The organism is Henriciella aquimarina, from assembly GCF_002088975.1.
Taxonomy (GTDB): domain Bacteria; phylum Pseudomonadota; class Alphaproteobacteria; order Caulobacterales; family Hyphomonadaceae; genus Henriciella; species Henriciella aquimarina.
The window spans coordinates 49047-65357 of the sequence record NZ_NCST01000077.1 but is presented as its reverse complement, the minus strand read 5'-3'; the positions used below and the strand labels follow the sequence as shown (position 1 = coordinate 65357).

Here is a 16311-nt window from a genome sequence, read left to right as displayed (position 1 = left end):
CCTCCGCGATATGGAACATATCAGGAACATTTTCGCGAGTCGAGCGCCATAAATCCTTCTGTCGACGCCTCCGATTGCTTTTGCTAGGCTCCTCGAAGTGGGTGAGGACAAATGACCGGGACATATTTTGAAACCTTTCTTGTCGGGGGACTCGGCTTGCTCGTGGCGGCCGTCCTCGCGATTGCGTGGCTCCTCTGGCGCCAGGATGATACGCGCCGGGAGGCGATCAAGCTGTCGCTGGAAGGCATCGGCCATGAATTCCGCTTCAACATGTTCCAGACCGTTCACGAGATTGCCGATCTCGAGGCCGGGGAGATCAAGCGCGCCGGTGACCTGCCGGAACTGGCCCATCCGCAGCTGAATGCCGTGCTGGCCCAGACCATGGCGACCGACAAGCGCGCCCTGGCCGCCGTGCAGGCGACCTATCAGAGCGTCGAGGCGGCCAAGCGCCGCGTACGGCTTGCCTTGAGCGAAGACCGTGACATCGGCGAGGCCCTGGAAGGGCTGAAGGCGGCCACGATTGACGGCATTTCCACGCTCTATCTCTGGGAAGACCATGAGGGCCGGGCCCCGCAGCATGCCCGGTCCACCCGCAGCTGGTGGGTGCGTGACTGGATGAAGGCGCATGGCTTCGAGCAGAATTTGATGCCGGGCGTCGCCCTGCGCGATGCGGTGGTGGAGAATCTGCGCTCGAACGGCATGATCCTGACGCCGAAGCCGCTGACGCTGAGTGCGCACGAATATTATGCCCGTCAATATGACCGTCAGGCCGATCCGCGCGGCGTGTTCGGCAAGCGCCGTATCCGCAAGGAAACACCTGCCGCGGCCGCTGTGGCCATGACAGAGGCGGACGCCGGCGACAATGCCGAGGAGGCCACGCCCGAGCCGGTCGCCGCGCCGGAGACTGTCCCGGTTGAGACGGCGGAAGCGGCCGAAGAGACGCAAAAGGAAGAGGCTGCCGCCAGCACAGACACCGCCTGGCCGGCCACGCAGACCTCTGCTACGCCGGACGAGATGTCAGAACCGGCTGAAAGCGATGAAGCCTCCACCCGCACGGATGAGGGCGAAACCGAAAAGACACTCGAGCCGGCTGGGGAAGCCCCGGACCCGCAGGCCCAGCGGGGTGGCGGGACTTGATCGACTACAAGGCGAAGATCCGTACCATTCCGGACTATCCGGCCAAGGGCATCATGTTCCGCGATGTCACCACGCTGATGAGCGATGCCGACGCTTTCGCCGCCGCCGTGGCAGACCTCTGCGCGCCGTTCGAGGGCGCCGGGGTCTCGAAGGTCGCCGGCATCGATGCGCGCGGCTTCATCCTGGGTGGTGCGATGGCCGTGCGCCTGGGTGCGGGTTTCCTGCCGCTCCGGAAACCGGGTAAGCTGCCCTATGAAACCTGGAGCGAGCCTTATGAGCTCGAATATGGCAGCGACGCCCTGCACATGCACACTGACGGCGTCGAGCCGGGCGAGAAAGTCCTGCTGGTCGATGATCTGATCGCGACCGGCGGCACGGCCGAAGCCGGGGTCAAACTGCTGCGCCGGGGCGGGGCCGATATCGCATCGGCCGTGTTTCTGGTCGACCTGCCGGAACTCGGCGGCAGCGGCAAACTGAAAGCGCTGGGGCTCGATGTCGCCGCGCTTGTTTCTTTTAGTGGCCATTAGAGGCCGAAGGGAGGATAGGATGAAACACCTGACATGGATGAGCGCCCTGCTGGTGGCCGGCTCGCTTTCGGCCTGTGGCCAGACAACGGCGGCGAACGAGCCGCCCGAGGCGAAGGAAACCCCGGCCAAGCCGGCCGATAAGGACGCCGCCGGGACAGACGACTGGAAAGCCTCCATCGCCGGCCTGGAGGGCCTCGCCGAGGAGGTGTTCAGCCTCGAGGGCGGCCTGGAAGCCGATCTCACCGCGATCAACGAGGCGACGCCCGATCTCATCTCGATCTCCTGGGACGACAAATCCTTCGATGCGGCGAGCGGCGCGACGGTCTTCTCCGGCTTCAAGGTGACGTTTGCCACCGATCCGGAATTCGGCATCGGCGCCGATGAAGTGGAAGTCTGGGGCCTCAATAGCGATCTCATCGCCGCCCGCCTGCGCGGTGAGCGTCTTGAGGAATCCGGGCTTGCCTTCAACCGGCTGGAAGCGCGCAATGTCAGCTATTTCGGCATGGCCGGCGCGATGAACATGCTGTTCGACGCCCTCGAGGAAGAGATCGACGAGGAGGCCGAGTCCGACCTTGCCGAGGACTTCGAGCTCAATGTCGACACCTTCGAGTCCATGATCGGGCAGATGGTGATAAGCGAGGTCTCCCTGCGCCCGTTCGATTTCAAGCCCGTCAGCGACGATTTCTTCGACAAGACCGGGCTTTCCCAGGAAGAAGAGCTGGACGCAGACGAGGCCGAAGACCGCCAGATGGCGCTCGATGCCCTACGGCTCGGCCAGCAGGTCATTGCCGTCTGGCGCTCGCTCAGCATCGATACCGCGGCCGCCTACGACACCTCCGTGCGCTTCGAAATGGACCAGCCCGGCGTCAACCAGACTGCCGACATCAGCTGGGATTTCTACGGTTATGAGGATCTCGACGGCCTCGATATCGGCCGCGCCGTGGTCGTCGGCTCCCGCCAGGCCCAGTCGATGCGCGTCAGCGACGAGACCGGAGAACTGGCCGAGGCCGGCTTCGAGGACGGCATCTCCTACGACCAGGTCGAGACGACGGCCTTTATGGCTTATGAGGGGCTGAAGCTCGACAAGCTGGCGGGCTATCTCGCCCGCAGCGAGTTCCCGATGATGGAGGAAAAGGACCTTATCAGCCTCGGCACCTGGCAGGCGCGCGACTATGCGCTCACGCTCAATGACGGCGAGGTTTTCGAGGCCGACAGCGTGATGGTCGACGCGCGCGACTTTGCCTGGCTGCTCCCCGAAAAGCTCACCCTCGACATGACGGGCGCGGAGCTTGGTGCCGAAGAGGTCGCCAATTTCGCCATCGGCTTCATTCCCGAAGCCGCGCTCGAGGCCGGCAGCGATGACGAGGCCGCCCCGGAAGAGGGCGAGCCGTCCCCCGCCGAAGGCCAGGAGATGCTCGACAAGCTGCGCAGCGCCGTCGACAAGCTCGACGAGTTCGGCCTGTCCACCATCCCCTTCGACACCAGCGCCTCCTGGACCTGGGACGAGGGCACCGGCGACAGCGCCTTCAGCTTCGACATGACGTCGGAGGGGCTCGGCGAGGGCGCCACCAGCTTCGATATCGTCCTGCCGGCCTATGCGCGCATGCAGGAAGCGCTGGAGGCCGAGGATATCGAGGCCGCGCTGGAAGACGCCTTCCAGGAAACCTTCGCCTTCAAGGGGGCGCGGTTCTTCGAGGCCGACGAGGGCGGCTATGACAAGCTGTTCGGTTACGCCAACGCCATCGGCAAGCTCTATCCGCAGGAAGGCTGGGGCGCGACACTCGGCGGCATGGAGCCCGCCCAGATGCGCAGTTTCCTCGCCACCATGATCCGCTCGGGCAAGCAGGTCGTCGCCCAGCAGGTGCCGCAGGCCGCCGACTGGATCGAATCCGTCGCGCTCTATTACGAGACATCCGGCGGCAGCCTCGAGCTTGTCAGCGACCCGGTCCAGCCGATCACCTTCGAGTATCTGGAAAGCATGGACTCCGAGGCCGAACCTGCAGAAATTGTGGAGGATTTCGGTGTCTCGGTGACGCATACGCCGGAATAGCTCAGCAAGGCGCTTGACCACAGGCTTAGGGCGCCTCACCTATGGCGTCGGACCTGTTTTGACGGAGTGATCATGACGACGAAGCTCGACGACGAACAAGAGAGCAAACCGATGAGCGAGCCGAACGCCTTCCTTGAGGAAGCGCTGTTCGATTCCCGCACGGTTCTTCTGACCGGCGGCATTGACGACAAGCAGGCCCGGCGGGTCTGCGAGCGCCTTCTGGCGCTTGGCTCCAAGAGCGACAAGCCGATCCTGCTCGTTGTCTCCTCGCCCGGCGGCCACGTCGAATCGGGCGACATGATCCACGACATGATCAAGTTCGTCGAAGCGCCCGTCATGGTGCTCGGCTCGGGCTGGGTCGCCTCGGCCGGCGCGCTGATCTATGCCGCCGCCAAGAAGGAGCATCGCTTCTCGCTGCCGAACACCCGCTTCCTGCTGCATGAACCGCGGGGCGGCTTTGGCGGTCAGGCGTCCGACATCGACATCCAGGTGCGTGAGATCGTGCGCATGCGCGAGCGTCTGAACATGATCTTCGCGGAAGCCACCGGCCAGCCGCTGGAAAAGATCAAGGAAGACACCGACCGCGACTACTGGATGAGCGCCGAAGAGGCCGTCGAGTATGGTCTGGTCGGCAAGATCGTCACCAGCCGCAAGGAAATCGCCTGATCGTTCAGGCGGCCTGCGCTTCGCTCAGCGGGGCGTTTTCGAAGAAACGCTGAATATGGCTGGCCGTGCGTTCCGGTTCGGTGAACGGGAACATATGGCCGGCATCCGGCAGGATGTGGTGCTGCGCGCGCGGGATGAAGGCCGATAGCTGAAGCGCATTGGCCGCCGGCACGATGCGGTCGCGCGCGCCCGCCAGGATCAGCGTCGGCGCCGTCAGCAGCGGCAGGAAGGGCAGGCTCGACCAGCCCGCAAAGGACGCGAACTGGTTGGCCACCGATGTCAGCGTCGGCCAGATCAGTGGCTTCAGGTGCGGCCCGGACATATCGCTCATCAGGTCGTCGATCACGGCCGCGAACGGGTTCATCGAGCGCACCAGGCTTTCCTCGGTCCAGTCATGCGGCACCATGCTGACGCCCGAACAGGTGCCCGCCAGGATGAGCCGCGCGACGCTCGCGCGGTATTGCAGGGTGATCTGCTGGGCAAGCGCGCCGCCAAGCGACAGGCCGATCAGGTCGAAATGCCGGGCGCCGAGCTGGGCGACGGCATCGATGACGATCCGGGCGAGGATGGGCGGCGGCAGCGGCATGTCGGTCGCCGGCGTCAGGCCCGCGCCCGGCATTTCCAGCGCAATGAAGCGCCGCCCGGAAAAGCGTTCGGCAAAGGGCACGACGATTTCGAGGCTCGTGCCGACACCGTTCAGGAAAACGATGGGCAGGCCCGGCCGGTCCCCGTGCCAGACAATGGCGCGCAGCTTCAGCCCGTTGACCGTACACCAGGTCTCCATCGGGGCGGCGCCCGGCGACGGCCCGGTTGTCTCTTGAAACTGATCTGGCAGCAGAACGCCCCTTCAACGCAAAACAGAAGTCTGAACCTAGTGCCGGCGGCGAGTCGCGGCAAACGCCCGATGCAGACGGCGTGCCTGTAATTGCAACAACAGGGCCAAATGAAAAAGGGAGACCAGACAGGTCTCCCTTAGGCACTCTACACATATACTCTACTATACGCATTCCCTATCGGATTCGCTGTAGTTTTCCAAGCGGATGCTCCAGAAAAGCGGTGGAATTCGCCAAAATACAACGCCGACGCGAATCGGTTTGCGTTGTGGATGAGCGGAAATCCATCCGCCCCTCTCCCCTGCCAGCTATAACCCTCCCACCCCATCGCTCTGACAGGGCGGTCCGGACCGGCCGGATGGCGGTGGGGGTGCGAAGGTGACTTTTGGCTGCGGGCGGGCCTAACGCCCCGTCCGGCGGTGAGCATCATGTGGGACCGAGGCGGACGCCAGCAGCCTGGCGTTGCAGACCGTTACCGAGATGGGCCGGGAAGGGACACCCGAACGGCCGACACCCTTCGCAGGGCGCGTCCTCAACGGGCGCTTACACGCCGTCTCGAAAGAGCGGCAGTCCATCAGCGTCCCTTCAGGACGCGCCCGGCCCTGTCTTTCGGGGCGAAGCGAGAGCGCCAGCGGGAGACCGCGTGGCGGGTTTGGTGCTGCTTTCACGCCGCTCATCCCGGCGCAGGCCGGGATCCCGGGCCGCAAGCGGACCGCTTCAATCGCCTGAGGCCCCGGCCTTCGCCGGGGTGATCGGGCAAGGGGCAGCCCTGAGCGCGATCCATCGCGCAGGCGAAGCCGAAGCGGGGATCAAAATGAAAGGAGGCAGCCCTGAGCCCGCTCCATGTGAGGCGCAAAGCGCCGATACGGGAGCAGGACAGGAAGCGGGGATCAGAAATGAAAGGAAAAAGGAATGGTGGTTGGAGGGAGACTTGAACTCCCGACCTCATGATTATGAGTCATTGGATCGACCTTGTTTTTATTGAGTCCTTCGGACCTTTTCCCCGTTTGTTCACGGCCCGTAGACATTGACGATCCGGCGCAGGGTCCGAAGATTTAGCCGTCTTTCCGGCTGGCCAGGCGCAGTTTTTGCGCCCGCGTCGACTGGTCCATATTCCGGTGGATGTATCGGTTCGCGGTCTCCCGCTTCTGGTGCAGCGAGCGGGAGAGGAAAAGCGTGTCCGGCACGACCTCGCCGACTTCTGTCAGGCCGCCATGCCGGAAAGCTTCAAACGTGATGTGCTCGGGCAGTTCGTACTTTTCCCGGATGCGCTTCAGCTTCTTGTCGGCCTGCTTGATCTCGCCGAACTCACCATAGGGCTTGCCATTCTTCGCGACGTTCTGGCGCTGGCAGAGCAGGCCGCCTTCATAGGGGCGCATCTTCATCAGCGCGTCGAGTTCCGGGAACATGCATTCCCATTGGCCGCCCTCGTTTCTGTCATCGAGGGCGAACCAGGCCGAGACCTTGCGGTTCAGCGATTTGCGGTGGCTGGTCTTGTCCGCGGCAATCCAGAAGAGGTGCTCTCGGTGCCTGGGGCGATAGTGATCGCTCAGGCAGGTGGAGAAGACCTGCGTGGGTCGAATATGGAAGTCCCAGCAGAGCCGGGCGCCGATGGCCAGCCCGATCTCTCCTTCGGCGATCAGCGCCGATATGGTCGACTGCAGCTCGGCATATGTCGCCTCCTGCGTCTCCGAGGCCTCGTGATGAGTCTTGCGCACCTTCCGGAAGGGGTTCGACTGGGGGATGATCTTCTCGTGGAAGACATGCTGGTCGTCCCATGCCAGGGCAAGCATCTTCATGATCCGGTTCGCCATATCGAGCGAGTATTTCTTCTTCAGCGCCTTGTAGATGTTGAGCGCGTGCATGCCGGTGAGGTCGGAGAGGCGCGCATCCTTCACCGCCCGGCCGGTCTTGTTGCTGCGCAGCTCGCGGACCTGTTTCGCCCGGGTCTTGTATCCGTCGATCAGCGACTTCGACTTGTCGACAAGGTTCTCGCTCAAGAGGAACTGCGTCAGCAACCAATCGAGTGTGCCGACCCCGGAATCTTCCTGCCTAATCCCGGCGCGCCAGTCCTTCAGCTGCTGGTTCAGGTCTTTCGCCTTCCTGAAGGCCTCAAGCGTATCTGTGCCGAGCGCGGTATAGCCGAGTGGGCACCCGCGCTTGCGATCCTTCGAGTTCGGCTGCCAGGCCCAGAAGGTTTCACCGCTGGCCAGCGGCTTGCCGTAGGTGTTGGCCGGCTTCTCCACTACGACAGATCCTCGAAGTCGTCGTTCGCCGCTCCCCCCGGCTTGGCGATTGCCTCGTCCAGTTCGCTTTTCAGCCATCGCAGGCCCTCACCCTTGATCCGGCGCGGGCGCGGATAGACGCCCTTGCGCACGGCCTCATCAAAGGCGCGGGGGCTCACGGCGTCAACATAGGCAGCCGCTGTTTCCTTCCGCATCCTGGCCGGCCAGCGATCGATGATGACGAGCGTCTCCGGCTCTGAAAGGGCGCGGCGCCCACTCATTGGTCGTTGGCCTTGGTTTTGTAGCGGCGCTTAACGAGAAGACCTTGGGAGCGCAAGATTTCTGCGTACTGTGTAGCTCGCTCTTGAGCGTCAGCGTCCGTGAATATTACCCGCCGAACACCGCCATCACCTGTCTGGGCTTCGACCACCCAGTCGCCTACAACATCGACGCTTGGGACCACCTCAATATCGCTCAAATACTCCCCCATCACCCTTCCTCCCTGAGAGAGGCGCGGCGGGCGGTGAACTGCTCAAGCAGCTTTTCCGCGGCATCGTGCTCAAGGCGCTCCGGCCAGACCAGATCAAATTGCGGTATTAGCGCTTTATTGCGACCATATTGCCGAATGCGCGCGCCATCGAGAAAAGCTGCACGCTCCCCCGTCCCCTCCGGGTTCACCTCCAGCCCGCAAGCCTTGAGTGCGTCGGCAATTTTGGAGGCCCTCTGAAGACACCATGCCCGCTGATCGGCATTGCCGTTGTCGGCTTTCTCCCACGGAATGTGAGATGTCTTTGTTCGGACGCCTGCGGCCCGCACGCGCGCTTGCTCGGCATCGTACAGCGCTTTCCCGATGACCTCAGCCAGCCTCTCTATATTGCTCATGGCTTATCCTTTCTGAGGGATTGGGCGAGGACGTTCACCGCAGCAGTATACCCGTCATAATAGGTGCGCGCGTAAAGCGTATCCGGGTGCTCTGGAATCGGCGTACTCTCCAGCCAGTCCTTGAAGATGGCGATGGCGTCCTTCACATCGATTGCCATGAGGTGTTCTCCATCCTCACCATTGATGAAGTACGGAAATGCATTGGCCTCCATCTTCTCCCTAAGCGTCATCACTGCCTCCGAGGGCTTTGCGGTCAGGGATCGTTTCGTGTGAGATGCCCTCATAAAGGTCCAGCGCCGTTTCTAGGCACCAGCGGTCCTCTGCGTTAATGTAGTGGCCAGATGCTCCCTCAAGCAGCCTGCGGGCGCACTTGGCGATCTCGCGCAACTGGGGCAATTCGCACGGGCCCGCTTCCTCCAGCTCCCTTTCCCGTGTGGGGGAGTTGACGAGACCGGAATGCCCTGCAGGCTCCCCCGCATCGAACCAGGCCCGAATATCCGCCTTGAACTCATCGCAGACGTTATCGTCTTCGAGCGCAGCAGAGAGCCAGGATCCGAGTTTTTCGCAGATCTCATCGTCCCGCCACCCAGGAACAGAGGCTGAGCGTGGGACAAGGTCGCCGGAGCGGAGCATGACTTCGATGTCACGAGCGAACCGCCCCAGTCTGGAAAACAGACCGATCTGAACGCCCATCATTTCGCCGGGCATGCGTTCGGCGTTGGCAATGCTCGGCGGCATGCAATCGTCCGCCAGCTTCCTCGCGCGCTCGCTCAGCTTTTTAAGCTGCTCTGTATCGGTCTTCTCAGTCATTGGGTGGCACCTTTCAGAATAAACGGCTCAACGGGGGTCTCTGATTTCAGATACAGCGGGTGCCTAGGGTGTCCGTCCTTGGACATACCGAGACAGTGCAGGTCTCGCCCCTCCATAAAGGCAATGAACTTCTCGGCCTGCGGAATGGCGCGGCGGTCAGCACCCCACGCGCATATAATGGTCGCGCTGGATTTCTTGAGGGCCTGCCAGTGCTCGCGGTTGTCAGGGCCTTCGGGATCGTCCATCTTGAACAGGTCGGAAGGCTTTGTTGCGCGACCAGCGAACAGGTTCATCACGCAGATTTCGTCATAGTCATCACGTCGCGCAAAACCGACACACCGACGAATTGTCGGATCATCTTCGTAAGCGTCGGCGGTGGACGGGTTGAGCATCACGAAGGCCATGACGCGAGGCGGTGTATACCACGCCAGCGCCATGCTCTCCACGGGCATCGGCTCCCGCATGATCCGCCCAAGCCGGTAGCGGTAGTTTCCGCAATCCGACAGAGTGGCCACGCGGCGAATGTCGGTCTTCTCAGTCATTGTTGTCTCCGGGGGTGAGGAGCGTGTCGGGAGCCTTCATTCGCTGAGGGTGGTCGGCGCGGAACTCCCTGAAGGCATCTAGCCGGCCAAGAACGGCATTCAAATGCTCAGAAGGAACGTCCGGGTCTTCGATCAGCTGGCTGATGTAATGCTTGATGACGCTGATGGCGTGTCGGTCTCGTGCGCGAAAAACCATGCAAGGCTCATCTTCCGGCACGACCTCGCCGCTTGCGACATTGGTAATGCGGTCTTGCGAAAAACTGTACTTCGGATCGTTGATGCTCATTTCCAGGTACTCCTGCTCTGTAGTTTCCGGCCCTTCGGCCACGGATTCTTCCGGGACGGTATGGCCTTGTGCCGTCCCTCTGCCTTTGCCTTGGTGCGGCGGGCGTACTGGCCAGAGCGTCCGCCCTTCCTGTCGGCCCGCGCGATCATCTTCACGTCGAGCGATGACTTGCGGCGATGACATGCGGTGCAGAGGAGCCGGCAGTTCTCCAGCGTGCTTTCCCCGCCGAGCGCGACCGGGACACCGTGATCGTATTCCTCGCCCTCGGCCTCGCAGCCGAGCTTCTCGCAGGTGCCGCCAGAGCGCTCCTGAACGGCTCGCTTGACGGCCTCGGAGAATGGCTTGCGGTCCTTGATCCAGTCGGGGCGTCTAGCCATACCAGCCTCCATCGCCGCGGCAGTGTGGGCAGTCCTCGAAGGATGGGCTTAGGCAGCAGCAGGTATCGTCAAAGCATGAACATTCGTCGGACTCACCACTGCCGCGGCACGATGGGCAATCGACCCATTCATAAGGCATCTCTTCTTCTGGGACTTGGGACCAGGGGAGGGTCATGAAAACAAATCCTCCGTCTCTGCAGGCGGCTTCACGGCCCTTGAGCGTGAAGGCCTGTCCGGCCACGCCTTCATCCACGGAAGGGGCTCTTGCAGCGCGCCGCCCGGCTTCCAGTTGAACCAGCCCAGCTGTCCGATAGAAGCGACAGGATCAACGGCGACAGGATCGCAGACCACAAGCCCGCGCGGGCCGAAAAACCAGCGGCTTGGGCGCTCGCTGACGACATCATCAAGCCGGACGTGACCGATGATGCCCCCGCGAATGAGGTCATCTGGGCGCGGGCACGCCACGCCGAGCTTTTCCATATACTCGGCTGCGGACTCGTATTCGTCGCGCGTCATCCCGCGCGCCGCGTGAATAGTGATGCGCCGACCGATCAAGTTCTTTGTCCCGAAAGGGGCCTTGTTCCGGTTCTCCACGTCCTTGCCACCGTGAATGATGGCCCATGCCCATGGCTGGCGGACGCTTAGAGCATTACCTGGAATGTGATCGGTCATGATCATTCCTCGATCAGGTTGCCAAATACGAAAAAGACGGGAAGGCCGAGCACCGCCCAAATGAGCCCGACCAGGGACGGGCAGACCAACAGGGAGAGCGTGGCCAATAGCCCACCAATCAAGCCCAGCAGGCACATCCCCACGCAAATGGCGTTTTTGATGTCAGCCATACCTCAGCCCTCCCCTTCCTTCACCGGAGAGACTTGGGCGGGGCGCTCTGCGGGTTTCGCGTAAACGGGGTCGGTCCAGTCGATTTCGTCGTCATCGCAGCCCCACGGAACGTCATCCGCAAGCTCATTATCGATGCGCCCTCCCTGCACTGTTCGATGTCGAACATGGCGGTGTGACACTCATCCTCGGTGAGTTTCATTCGGTCCGCGAGGAAGCGGTAAGTGCGCTTGCGGGCCATGCTGCGGAGCTGCTGGGGCGTGAGCTTGCCGCCGCGCTCGTACTGGTTCGGCGCGCTCATCCAGATGCGGTCGAGAACCTTGTGGACCTGGCCGCGGGCCTTGCGCAGCTCCGCATGGGCCGGACGCCCAAGCGGGTCTTCGGTCCCAGGATGGCAGCCGACATAGGCTCCGCAACCACACAGATAGAAGAACTTGTGAAACAGGTCAGGGCGGTGCGGGTAGATGGCCCGCCCGGTCGTCTGTGCTGGGATGCCGCCACACTCGGCGCAGGGGAAGGGCTTGCTGCACATCAGGTCGTCTCCTCGAGCTGCGCCTTGTTGGCGTCGGCCTTCAGAGCCGAGAGCTTCGTTTCCATCTTCTTGTTGAGATCGAGGGCTTCGTCCTTGTGATCGGCCCAATAGCGCTTCAGGCTCTCCGCATTGCGGGCCTTGAAGTCGAGGATTTCCATGGTGGTCTCGGCGCTGTTCAGCCAACCGTCGATGCGTTCGTGCATCTGGCCTGGCGCGATCATCTCAATGGCCCCGCCCATATCGAATTGGATGGCATACTCGCCCTTGGCGCGGCCGATCCGCTCGCTGCGGTCCTTTGCTTCCTTGGCCTCCAGCGCTTCGGTGGGCGTGAGATTGTCGTCGTAATAGTCGCCTTCGGCTTCCTCGTAGAGACCGCCAACATCTTCCGGCCAGCCGCGGCGCAGGGCTTGCGCTTCCGCGCACTTGGCAATCATGAGGCGCGGCATGCGCTTCCACGCATCTGCCAGATCCTGCTCTCCGGTCTTGTAGTTGCGGCCAGTCTCTGGATCCTTTGCCCATTTGTCCTTCGTGTTGACGTGCTCGTCCCACCAGGCTTCGCCGACGACAGGGAACCACTCGCCTGCGTCGTCCTGCTTGTAGCAGGTGACGACGGCCCGGCTTATGCCAAGAGGGTTCGTGTCAGTCTTCTCGGCGCCGTACTCGAATTGCGTTGGCTCGCTTGCCGGGCGATACCGGCGGGAGCGGGCGGCGATCGAACGCAGACCGCCGATTTCGACGATAAGGGACATGCGCCGCTTGCTGGCGTCGTTCTTCGAAAACACCATCGCCATGATCTGGCGCTTCATCGGGTTCAGGCCGTAGAGGCGGGCGCTCTCAATGAAGAGGTTGAACTCGTCATTGTTGGTGTCGGGCGCGCAGGTCTTCCGAATGATCTGGAGCTGCGCTTCGGTGAAGCCGGACTTGGCCGGCAGTGTCTGTGTCATCACTTGCTCCTGATAGATAGCGTGTCGGGGGAGGGTTCGAGGCGTGCGCCCGGGATGGGCTCGTCGGTCTCAGTCAGCGCCTTCAGCGCCGCGGTAAGGCCCTTCTTGTCGAGAACAGGATCCTGCCGCTTGAAGAACTGCGTCGGGACATCGGACTCGTTCTCGATCACAAGCTTGTCGGCGCGTTTCGACAGCGAAAGCGTGACCTCTGGCCGTTCGAGCTTCCGGTCGCCTAGAATGATCATGGCCTGCTCGATCTTGGCCTTGCGCCCTTCCATGCGGTATTTGATCCGCTCTTTCCGGTCGCGCAGGTCTTTCTCTCGGGCGGCGATGCCTTCCAGAAGTTCCTTGTCCTGGCCAATGGCATCGACCACGCCATCGATCATCTCGAAGAGGTCGGTTTCCCCTTCGATCATGTCGTGAAGAAGCTCGGCATCCTCGGCATCGGCGCCGAGCGCAGCCTTGAGGGCCTTCGCCGCCTCGATCTGGCGGGCAATGGCGTCATCGGGTTTCGCGCTATCGGCCATTCTCATCTCCATTGGTAAGGGTGGCGCGGGCGATGCTGGCGACAGTTTCAAGGCACCAAACCTCTCCTGCATTGAGGTCTTCATCGACACCGGTGGACTCATCGATGATCTGCCTCAGCGCTTCTTCAAACCGGTCAGCCTCTTCCAGCCGTGCGAGGATGGCGTCCATCTGGTTGGCGGCCTCGGTGATGAAGGCGGCGTTGGCCATCGTTTCCGGGTCGCCATCGGTTTGCACCACGGCAATGCGGCGATCATCGCCGATAATCACACGGCTGTTGCCGTCGAAATCGGAGTAGTCGCCTCGGTCGCATGCTTCCCAGTCTTCCTGCGTCCTCTCAGCGTTCAGCCTCTTCAGCCTATCAATGTCCAGTGTCATGACTGGCCTCCTGAGCGCATTTCGATTGCCGTTGAGATTGGGTCAGCCTCGCGCACATCCTGACCGCGCCTGACGGTCACTGTCTCGCCGTATGCCGCCAGTGCTTTCGCCGCCGCAGCCTTCCAGTCGGCCTGCGCTTCTTCGCGTGCCGGCATGTCTGGAAACTGGGCAAAGCCAAGCTCGCGAACCTTTTCAGTGGTTGCGCCGTGCCCCAGCTCGTGGGTCCAGACCGGGCGACCGAGTATGTGGTCGAAAGCAACTTGCATGTCGCTGTATTTCATGCCCTCACAGAGACCGATCCCCGTGATTGCGCTGGCGATTTGCAGCGTTGGAAATTCTTTTGTTTCAGCCATCAGCCTTCACCTCCTGCAATCTGAGCCGCTTCCTTGCGGGCCAGCATTTCAGCGATTTCCAGCCGGTCGCGTTCATCCAGGTGAGCCTCCGCAATCGCGGTGTGCTCTGCCATGCGCCGGCGGATATCCATGATCTTGATGTTGATCCGGTTGGCCTCGCGGATGCGTTCGGCGTGGCGGTCTGTTTCCCGCTCGCGGACAGCCTACGCTCTTGGGCAGGTCGGCTCATGGCGGGAAAGGCGGGTGTTGAGGTCAAGCATTTCAATTCTCCCGTGATTGGAGGGTTTCGGCTCATGGGCGGGGGTGGAGGGGGTCATGCTGCGACCTCGCGAAGTCCACGATAACCAAGGCTGGCCGGGGCGAGGAAGCCGCGCTTCACGGCCCGGTCGTACAGGACGACATTCACGGTCGCGGCGAGGTTCATGCAGCCAAGCGTCGGCACATAGACCGTCGCGAAGCAGCTGTCCGTGACGCGGCGGCCGAGCGTGCGGTCCTCGCCCCCGAAGATATAGAACGCGCTCTCCGGATGCTTGAACTCATGCAGCGGGGTCGCGCCCCCGATCAGGTCTACCGCGACAGGATTTGCCCCGACCGGGATGGCATCCATCACGTCATCGACACTCACGGCGGGCTTGTGCTTCCACACCTTGCCGGTGTCCGTCACCATGTCGCCGCGCTTGATCCGGCGACCGCCAAAGACGACAAGCGATGCGCCATAGCAGCCCGCCGCGCGAAGGACGGACCCGGCGTTTACAGCATCCTTGATGCCGTCCACGCCGATTGCTGAATATCCCCGGATGCTCATGCCTCGACCCCTTCCTCATCATCCCCGTCAAAGCGGGCGGTGGCGTTCCATACGCGGTCGAAGACAAGCCGCAGGTCCATCCACGTTCCGTCGAAGGATTCTGGCGTGTGCGGGATCGCGGCGAGCGGCAGGAACAGGCGGGACTGCTCATCCGGCAGGGTCGCAATCGCTTCGGTGCAGATGCGGTCGCCTTCGAGCTTCGCCCGGTTGAAGCCGTCAATGCCCCATACCGAGAGATAGCCCATGACGTTCTGGACGCGGCGGCGAAGGGAGGCGATGGTCTCGCGCTCCACGATCCGGCGATGGAAGGCCGACATATCGACCACATCGCGGGCGGTGAGGGTGACGGCGACGCTCATGAGGAAATCTCCGAGGGCATGCCGACGCTTTCGCGCAGCGCGCGGTAGCGAGGGTTCAGAAGCTTTGCGATGAAGTCCGCCTTCATGCGCTCAATCACGCGTTCGGCGCACGCGAGGGCTTCCTCGCGGGTCTCGTAGGCTCTGCCCTGGACTTGCTGTGTCTGAGGGCCGCAGCAATTGCATTTCCTCATGCGAATGATCGGCACGTATGGCCACTCAGGGCGGCGTCCGGCTTTGCGAGCTTCGGCGGTCCATTCGCCGAACCTTTGCTCGGCAACATGAACAGCGCTATCGAAGTCGGCGGTGAGGGTGACGGCGGTGGTCATGCTATCCTCCGGTGGATTTCATGCCGGAAGTTGCAGCCACAGCGCAGACAGGTATCGTGGTCTTCACCGCGCCCGTCATGCATATGCGAAACACCTCTCCACAGCGCTTGTTGAATGGCGTCTTCCGGCTCGTAGCGATCAATGGCCTTGCAGACCGCCTCGACCAGATGCGACTCCTGAGAAGTCGACACACCGGCCAGAAAAAGCAGGTCTGCGAAGGCATCAGCGAACGTCTCTTGTGCTTCACGCAGCTGGTCGGCTCGTTCGGTGAGGGTGACGGCGCAGGTCATGGCTGATAGTCCTCCACGCGCGGACCCCAGTGGAAGTTGGTGAGCGGCTGCCACTTTGCGACGCCGGGGACCATCACCATCAGGCGGTCTTCGTGGCCCTCGTCCCAGCTGTTCTCAACAACGTGCATGACCTCCCATTCGTCGCCCGTGCCGTCGTCCGGGTCGGCCGTGCCTGGCGCCTTGGTGTGCCACTGGCCCCACCAGAAACCTTCTTCGTGTGGTGCGCGCGCACTCATGCCGCAGCCCTCCGGTCTTCATCACCGCCGGGATGGGCAAGCCCATGCGCCGCTGCTGTGACCTTCTCGTCAGAGAGGGCCTCGTACATCACATCCATGTCGGTGAACTCATCCACGATGGACTCGCGGTAGGTGTCGATGACGGCGGGGATCAGGTCTTTCTGTCCGGCCCGGATCAGGGTTGCGGCCAGATCGGCGGCAACGTTGAAACAGGCGGCTGCATACTCGGCGTCATTACGGGCGGCATAGTGCGCCGCCTCGACATTGGCGCGGGTCTCTTCCTCGCGGCGTTCTCGGATACTCAAGGTCATGGGTCTCTCCCGTTGGGTTGAGACCTTAGTGTCACCAAAATGGTTACACGTCAATAGGGCGAGACCAAAAAAGTAAC

At 62.4% G+C, this 16311-nt stretch carries 26 protein-coding genes; 4 read left to right on the top strand and 22 right to left on the bottom strand.

What is annotated here, in order from left to right; genetic code table 11:
- Nucleotides 1-111: 111 nt before the first annotated feature.
- From B8784_RS21625 to B8784_RS12760, 4 genes are all read left to right on the top strand, one after another.
- Nucleotides 112-1137 carry a hypothetical protein gene (locus B8784_RS21625; RefSeq protein ID WP_158085676.1) on the top strand — a complete coding sequence of 342 codons (1026 nt, stop codon included), beginning with the start codon at nucleotides 112-114 and terminating at the stop codon, nucleotides 1135-1137.
- Nucleotides 1137-1664 (top strand): adenine phosphoribosyltransferase, encoded by a 528-nt coding sequence (locus tag B8784_RS12770; protein ID WP_084398359.1) that lies wholly within the window; start codon nucleotides 1137-1139, stop codon nucleotides 1662-1664. Before B8784_RS21625 ends, B8784_RS12770 begins: the two co-directional genes overlap by 1 nt.
- 19 nt (nucleotides 1665-1683) lie before the next feature.
- Entirely contained in the window at nucleotides 1684-3714 is a 2031-nt protein-coding gene (locus tag B8784_RS12765) for a hypothetical protein (protein ID WP_084398338.1), read from the top strand.
- Between the two features lie 72 nt (nucleotides 3715-3786).
- Nucleotides 3787-4380 carry an ATP-dependent Clp protease proteolytic subunit gene (locus B8784_RS12760; protein WP_084398337.1) on the top strand — a complete coding sequence of 198 codons (594 nt, stop codon included), beginning with the start codon at nucleotides 3787-3789 and terminating at the stop codon, nucleotides 4378-4380.
- Nucleotides 4381-4384: 4 nt separating this feature from the next.
- On the opposite strand, the gene B8784_RS12755 is transcribed toward B8784_RS12760, so the two are convergent.
- From B8784_RS12755 to B8784_RS12650, 22 genes are all read right to left on the bottom strand, one after another.
- The gene (locus B8784_RS12755; RefSeq protein WP_084398336.1) at nucleotides 4385-5164 is read right to left on the bottom strand and encodes an alpha/beta fold hydrolase; all 780 of its coding nucleotides are present in this window, start codon (nucleotides 5162-5164) and stop codon (nucleotides 4385-4387) included.
- 1104 nt (nucleotides 5165-6268) lie between these two features.
- On the bottom strand, nucleotides 6269-7459 hold the full coding sequence (locus B8784_RS12750) for a hypothetical protein (RefSeq protein WP_084398335.1): 1191 nt from the start codon (nucleotides 7457-7459) through the stop codon (nucleotides 6269-6271).
- Nucleotides 7459-7719 carry a hypothetical protein gene (locus B8784_RS12745; protein ID WP_084398334.1) on the bottom strand — a complete coding sequence of 87 codons (261 nt, stop codon included), beginning with the start codon at nucleotides 7717-7719 and terminating at the stop codon, nucleotides 7459-7461. The genes B8784_RS12750 and B8784_RS12745 overlap by 1 nt, the downstream gene beginning before the upstream one ends.
- Nucleotides 7720-7927: 208 nt before the next feature.
- On the bottom strand, nucleotides 7928-8320 hold the full coding sequence (locus B8784_RS12735; RefSeq protein ID WP_084398332.1) for a hypothetical protein: 393 nt from the start codon (nucleotides 8318-8320) through the stop codon (nucleotides 7928-7930).
- Entirely contained in the window at nucleotides 8317-8550 is a 234-nt protein-coding gene (locus B8784_RS12730) for a hypothetical protein (RefSeq protein ID WP_084398331.1), read from the bottom strand. The genes B8784_RS12735 and B8784_RS12730 overlap by 4 nt, the downstream gene beginning before the upstream one ends.
- Nucleotides 8540-9130 (bottom strand): hypothetical protein, encoded by a 591-nt coding sequence (locus B8784_RS12725; protein WP_084398330.1) that lies wholly within the window; start codon nucleotides 9128-9130, stop codon nucleotides 8540-8542. The genes B8784_RS12730 and B8784_RS12725 overlap by 11 nt, the downstream gene beginning before the upstream one ends.
- The gene (locus tag B8784_RS12720; RefSeq protein ID WP_084398329.1) at nucleotides 9127-9672 is read right to left on the bottom strand and encodes a DUF1643 domain-containing protein; all 546 of its coding nucleotides are present in this window, start codon (nucleotides 9670-9672) and stop codon (nucleotides 9127-9129) included. Before B8784_RS12720 ends, B8784_RS12725 begins: the two co-directional genes overlap by 4 nt.
- Nucleotides 9665-9958: a hypothetical protein gene (locus B8784_RS12715; RefSeq protein ID WP_084398328.1), complete on the bottom strand. Its 294-nt coding sequence runs from the start codon at nucleotides 9956-9958 to the stop codon at nucleotides 9665-9667. The genes B8784_RS12720 and B8784_RS12715 overlap by 8 nt, the downstream gene beginning before the upstream one ends.
- A complete protein-coding gene (locus tag B8784_RS12710) occupies nucleotides 9955-10335 on the bottom strand; it encodes an HNH endonuclease (protein ID WP_158085675.1) in 381 nt (126 codons plus the stop codon). The genes B8784_RS12715 and B8784_RS12710 overlap by 4 nt, the downstream gene beginning before the upstream one ends.
- Nucleotides 10336-10506: 171 nt before the next feature.
- The gene (locus B8784_RS12705; RefSeq protein ID WP_199288582.1) at nucleotides 10507-11007 is read right to left on the bottom strand and encodes an ASCH domain-containing protein; all 501 of its coding nucleotides are present in this window, start codon (nucleotides 11005-11007) and stop codon (nucleotides 10507-10509) included.
- Between the two features lie 2 nt (nucleotides 11008-11009).
- Nucleotides 11010-11177, bottom strand: coding sequence for a hypothetical protein (locus B8784_RS21620; RefSeq protein ID WP_158085674.1), 168 nt, complete (start codon nucleotides 11175-11177; stop codon nucleotides 11010-11012).
- A gap of 20 nt (nucleotides 11178-11197) precedes the next feature.
- The gene (locus B8784_RS12700) at nucleotides 11198-11707 is read right to left on the bottom strand and encodes a zinc-finger-containing protein (protein ID WP_084398326.1); all 510 of its coding nucleotides are present in this window, start codon (nucleotides 11705-11707) and stop codon (nucleotides 11198-11200) included.
- Nucleotides 11707-12651: a phage recombination protein Bet gene (bet, locus tag B8784_RS12695; protein WP_084398325.1), complete on the bottom strand. Its 945-nt coding sequence runs from the start codon at nucleotides 12649-12651 to the stop codon at nucleotides 11707-11709. The genes B8784_RS12700 and bet overlap by 1 nt, the downstream gene beginning before the upstream one ends.
- Entirely contained in the window at nucleotides 12651-13178 is a 528-nt protein-coding gene (locus B8784_RS12690) for a siphovirus Gp157 family protein (protein ID WP_158085673.1), read from the bottom strand. The genes bet and B8784_RS12690 overlap by 1 nt, the downstream gene beginning before the upstream one ends.
- Nucleotides 13168-13554 carry a hypothetical protein gene (locus tag B8784_RS12685; RefSeq protein ID WP_084398323.1) on the bottom strand — a complete coding sequence of 129 codons (387 nt, stop codon included), beginning with the start codon at nucleotides 13552-13554 and terminating at the stop codon, nucleotides 13168-13170. The genes B8784_RS12690 and B8784_RS12685 overlap by 11 nt, the downstream gene beginning before the upstream one ends.
- A complete protein-coding gene (locus tag B8784_RS12680; protein WP_084398322.1) occupies nucleotides 13551-13907 on the bottom strand; it encodes a DUF7736 domain-containing protein in 357 nt (118 codons plus the stop codon). The genes B8784_RS12685 and B8784_RS12680 overlap by 4 nt, the downstream gene beginning before the upstream one ends.
- A 313-nt stretch (nucleotides 13908-14220) precedes the next feature.
- Nucleotides 14221-14712, bottom strand: coding sequence for a TrmH family RNA methyltransferase (locus B8784_RS12675; RefSeq protein WP_084398321.1), 492 nt, complete (start codon nucleotides 14710-14712; stop codon nucleotides 14221-14223).
- Nucleotides 14709-15071, bottom strand: a complete 363-nt coding sequence (locus tag B8784_RS12670) for a hypothetical protein (protein ID WP_084398320.1) — start codon at nucleotides 15069-15071, stop codon at nucleotides 14709-14711. Before B8784_RS12670 ends, B8784_RS12675 begins: the two co-directional genes overlap by 4 nt.
- Nucleotides 15068-15397, bottom strand: a complete 330-nt coding sequence (locus B8784_RS12665) for a hypothetical protein (protein ID WP_084398319.1) — start codon at nucleotides 15395-15397, stop codon at nucleotides 15068-15070. Before B8784_RS12665 ends, B8784_RS12670 begins: the two co-directional genes overlap by 4 nt.
- Entirely contained in the window at nucleotides 15394-15687 is a 294-nt protein-coding gene (locus tag B8784_RS12660) for a hypothetical protein (protein WP_084398318.1), read from the bottom strand. The genes B8784_RS12665 and B8784_RS12660 overlap by 4 nt, the downstream gene beginning before the upstream one ends.
- The gene (locus tag B8784_RS12655; RefSeq protein ID WP_084398317.1) at nucleotides 15684-15923 is read right to left on the bottom strand and encodes a hypothetical protein; all 240 of its coding nucleotides are present in this window, start codon (nucleotides 15921-15923) and stop codon (nucleotides 15684-15686) included. Before B8784_RS12655 ends, B8784_RS12660 begins: the two co-directional genes overlap by 4 nt.
- Nucleotides 15920-16234 (bottom strand): hypothetical protein, encoded by a 315-nt coding sequence (locus tag B8784_RS12650; RefSeq protein WP_084398316.1) that lies wholly within the window; start codon nucleotides 16232-16234, stop codon nucleotides 15920-15922. The genes B8784_RS12655 and B8784_RS12650 overlap by 4 nt, the downstream gene beginning before the upstream one ends.
- Nucleotides 16235-16311: the final 77 nt, after the last annotated feature.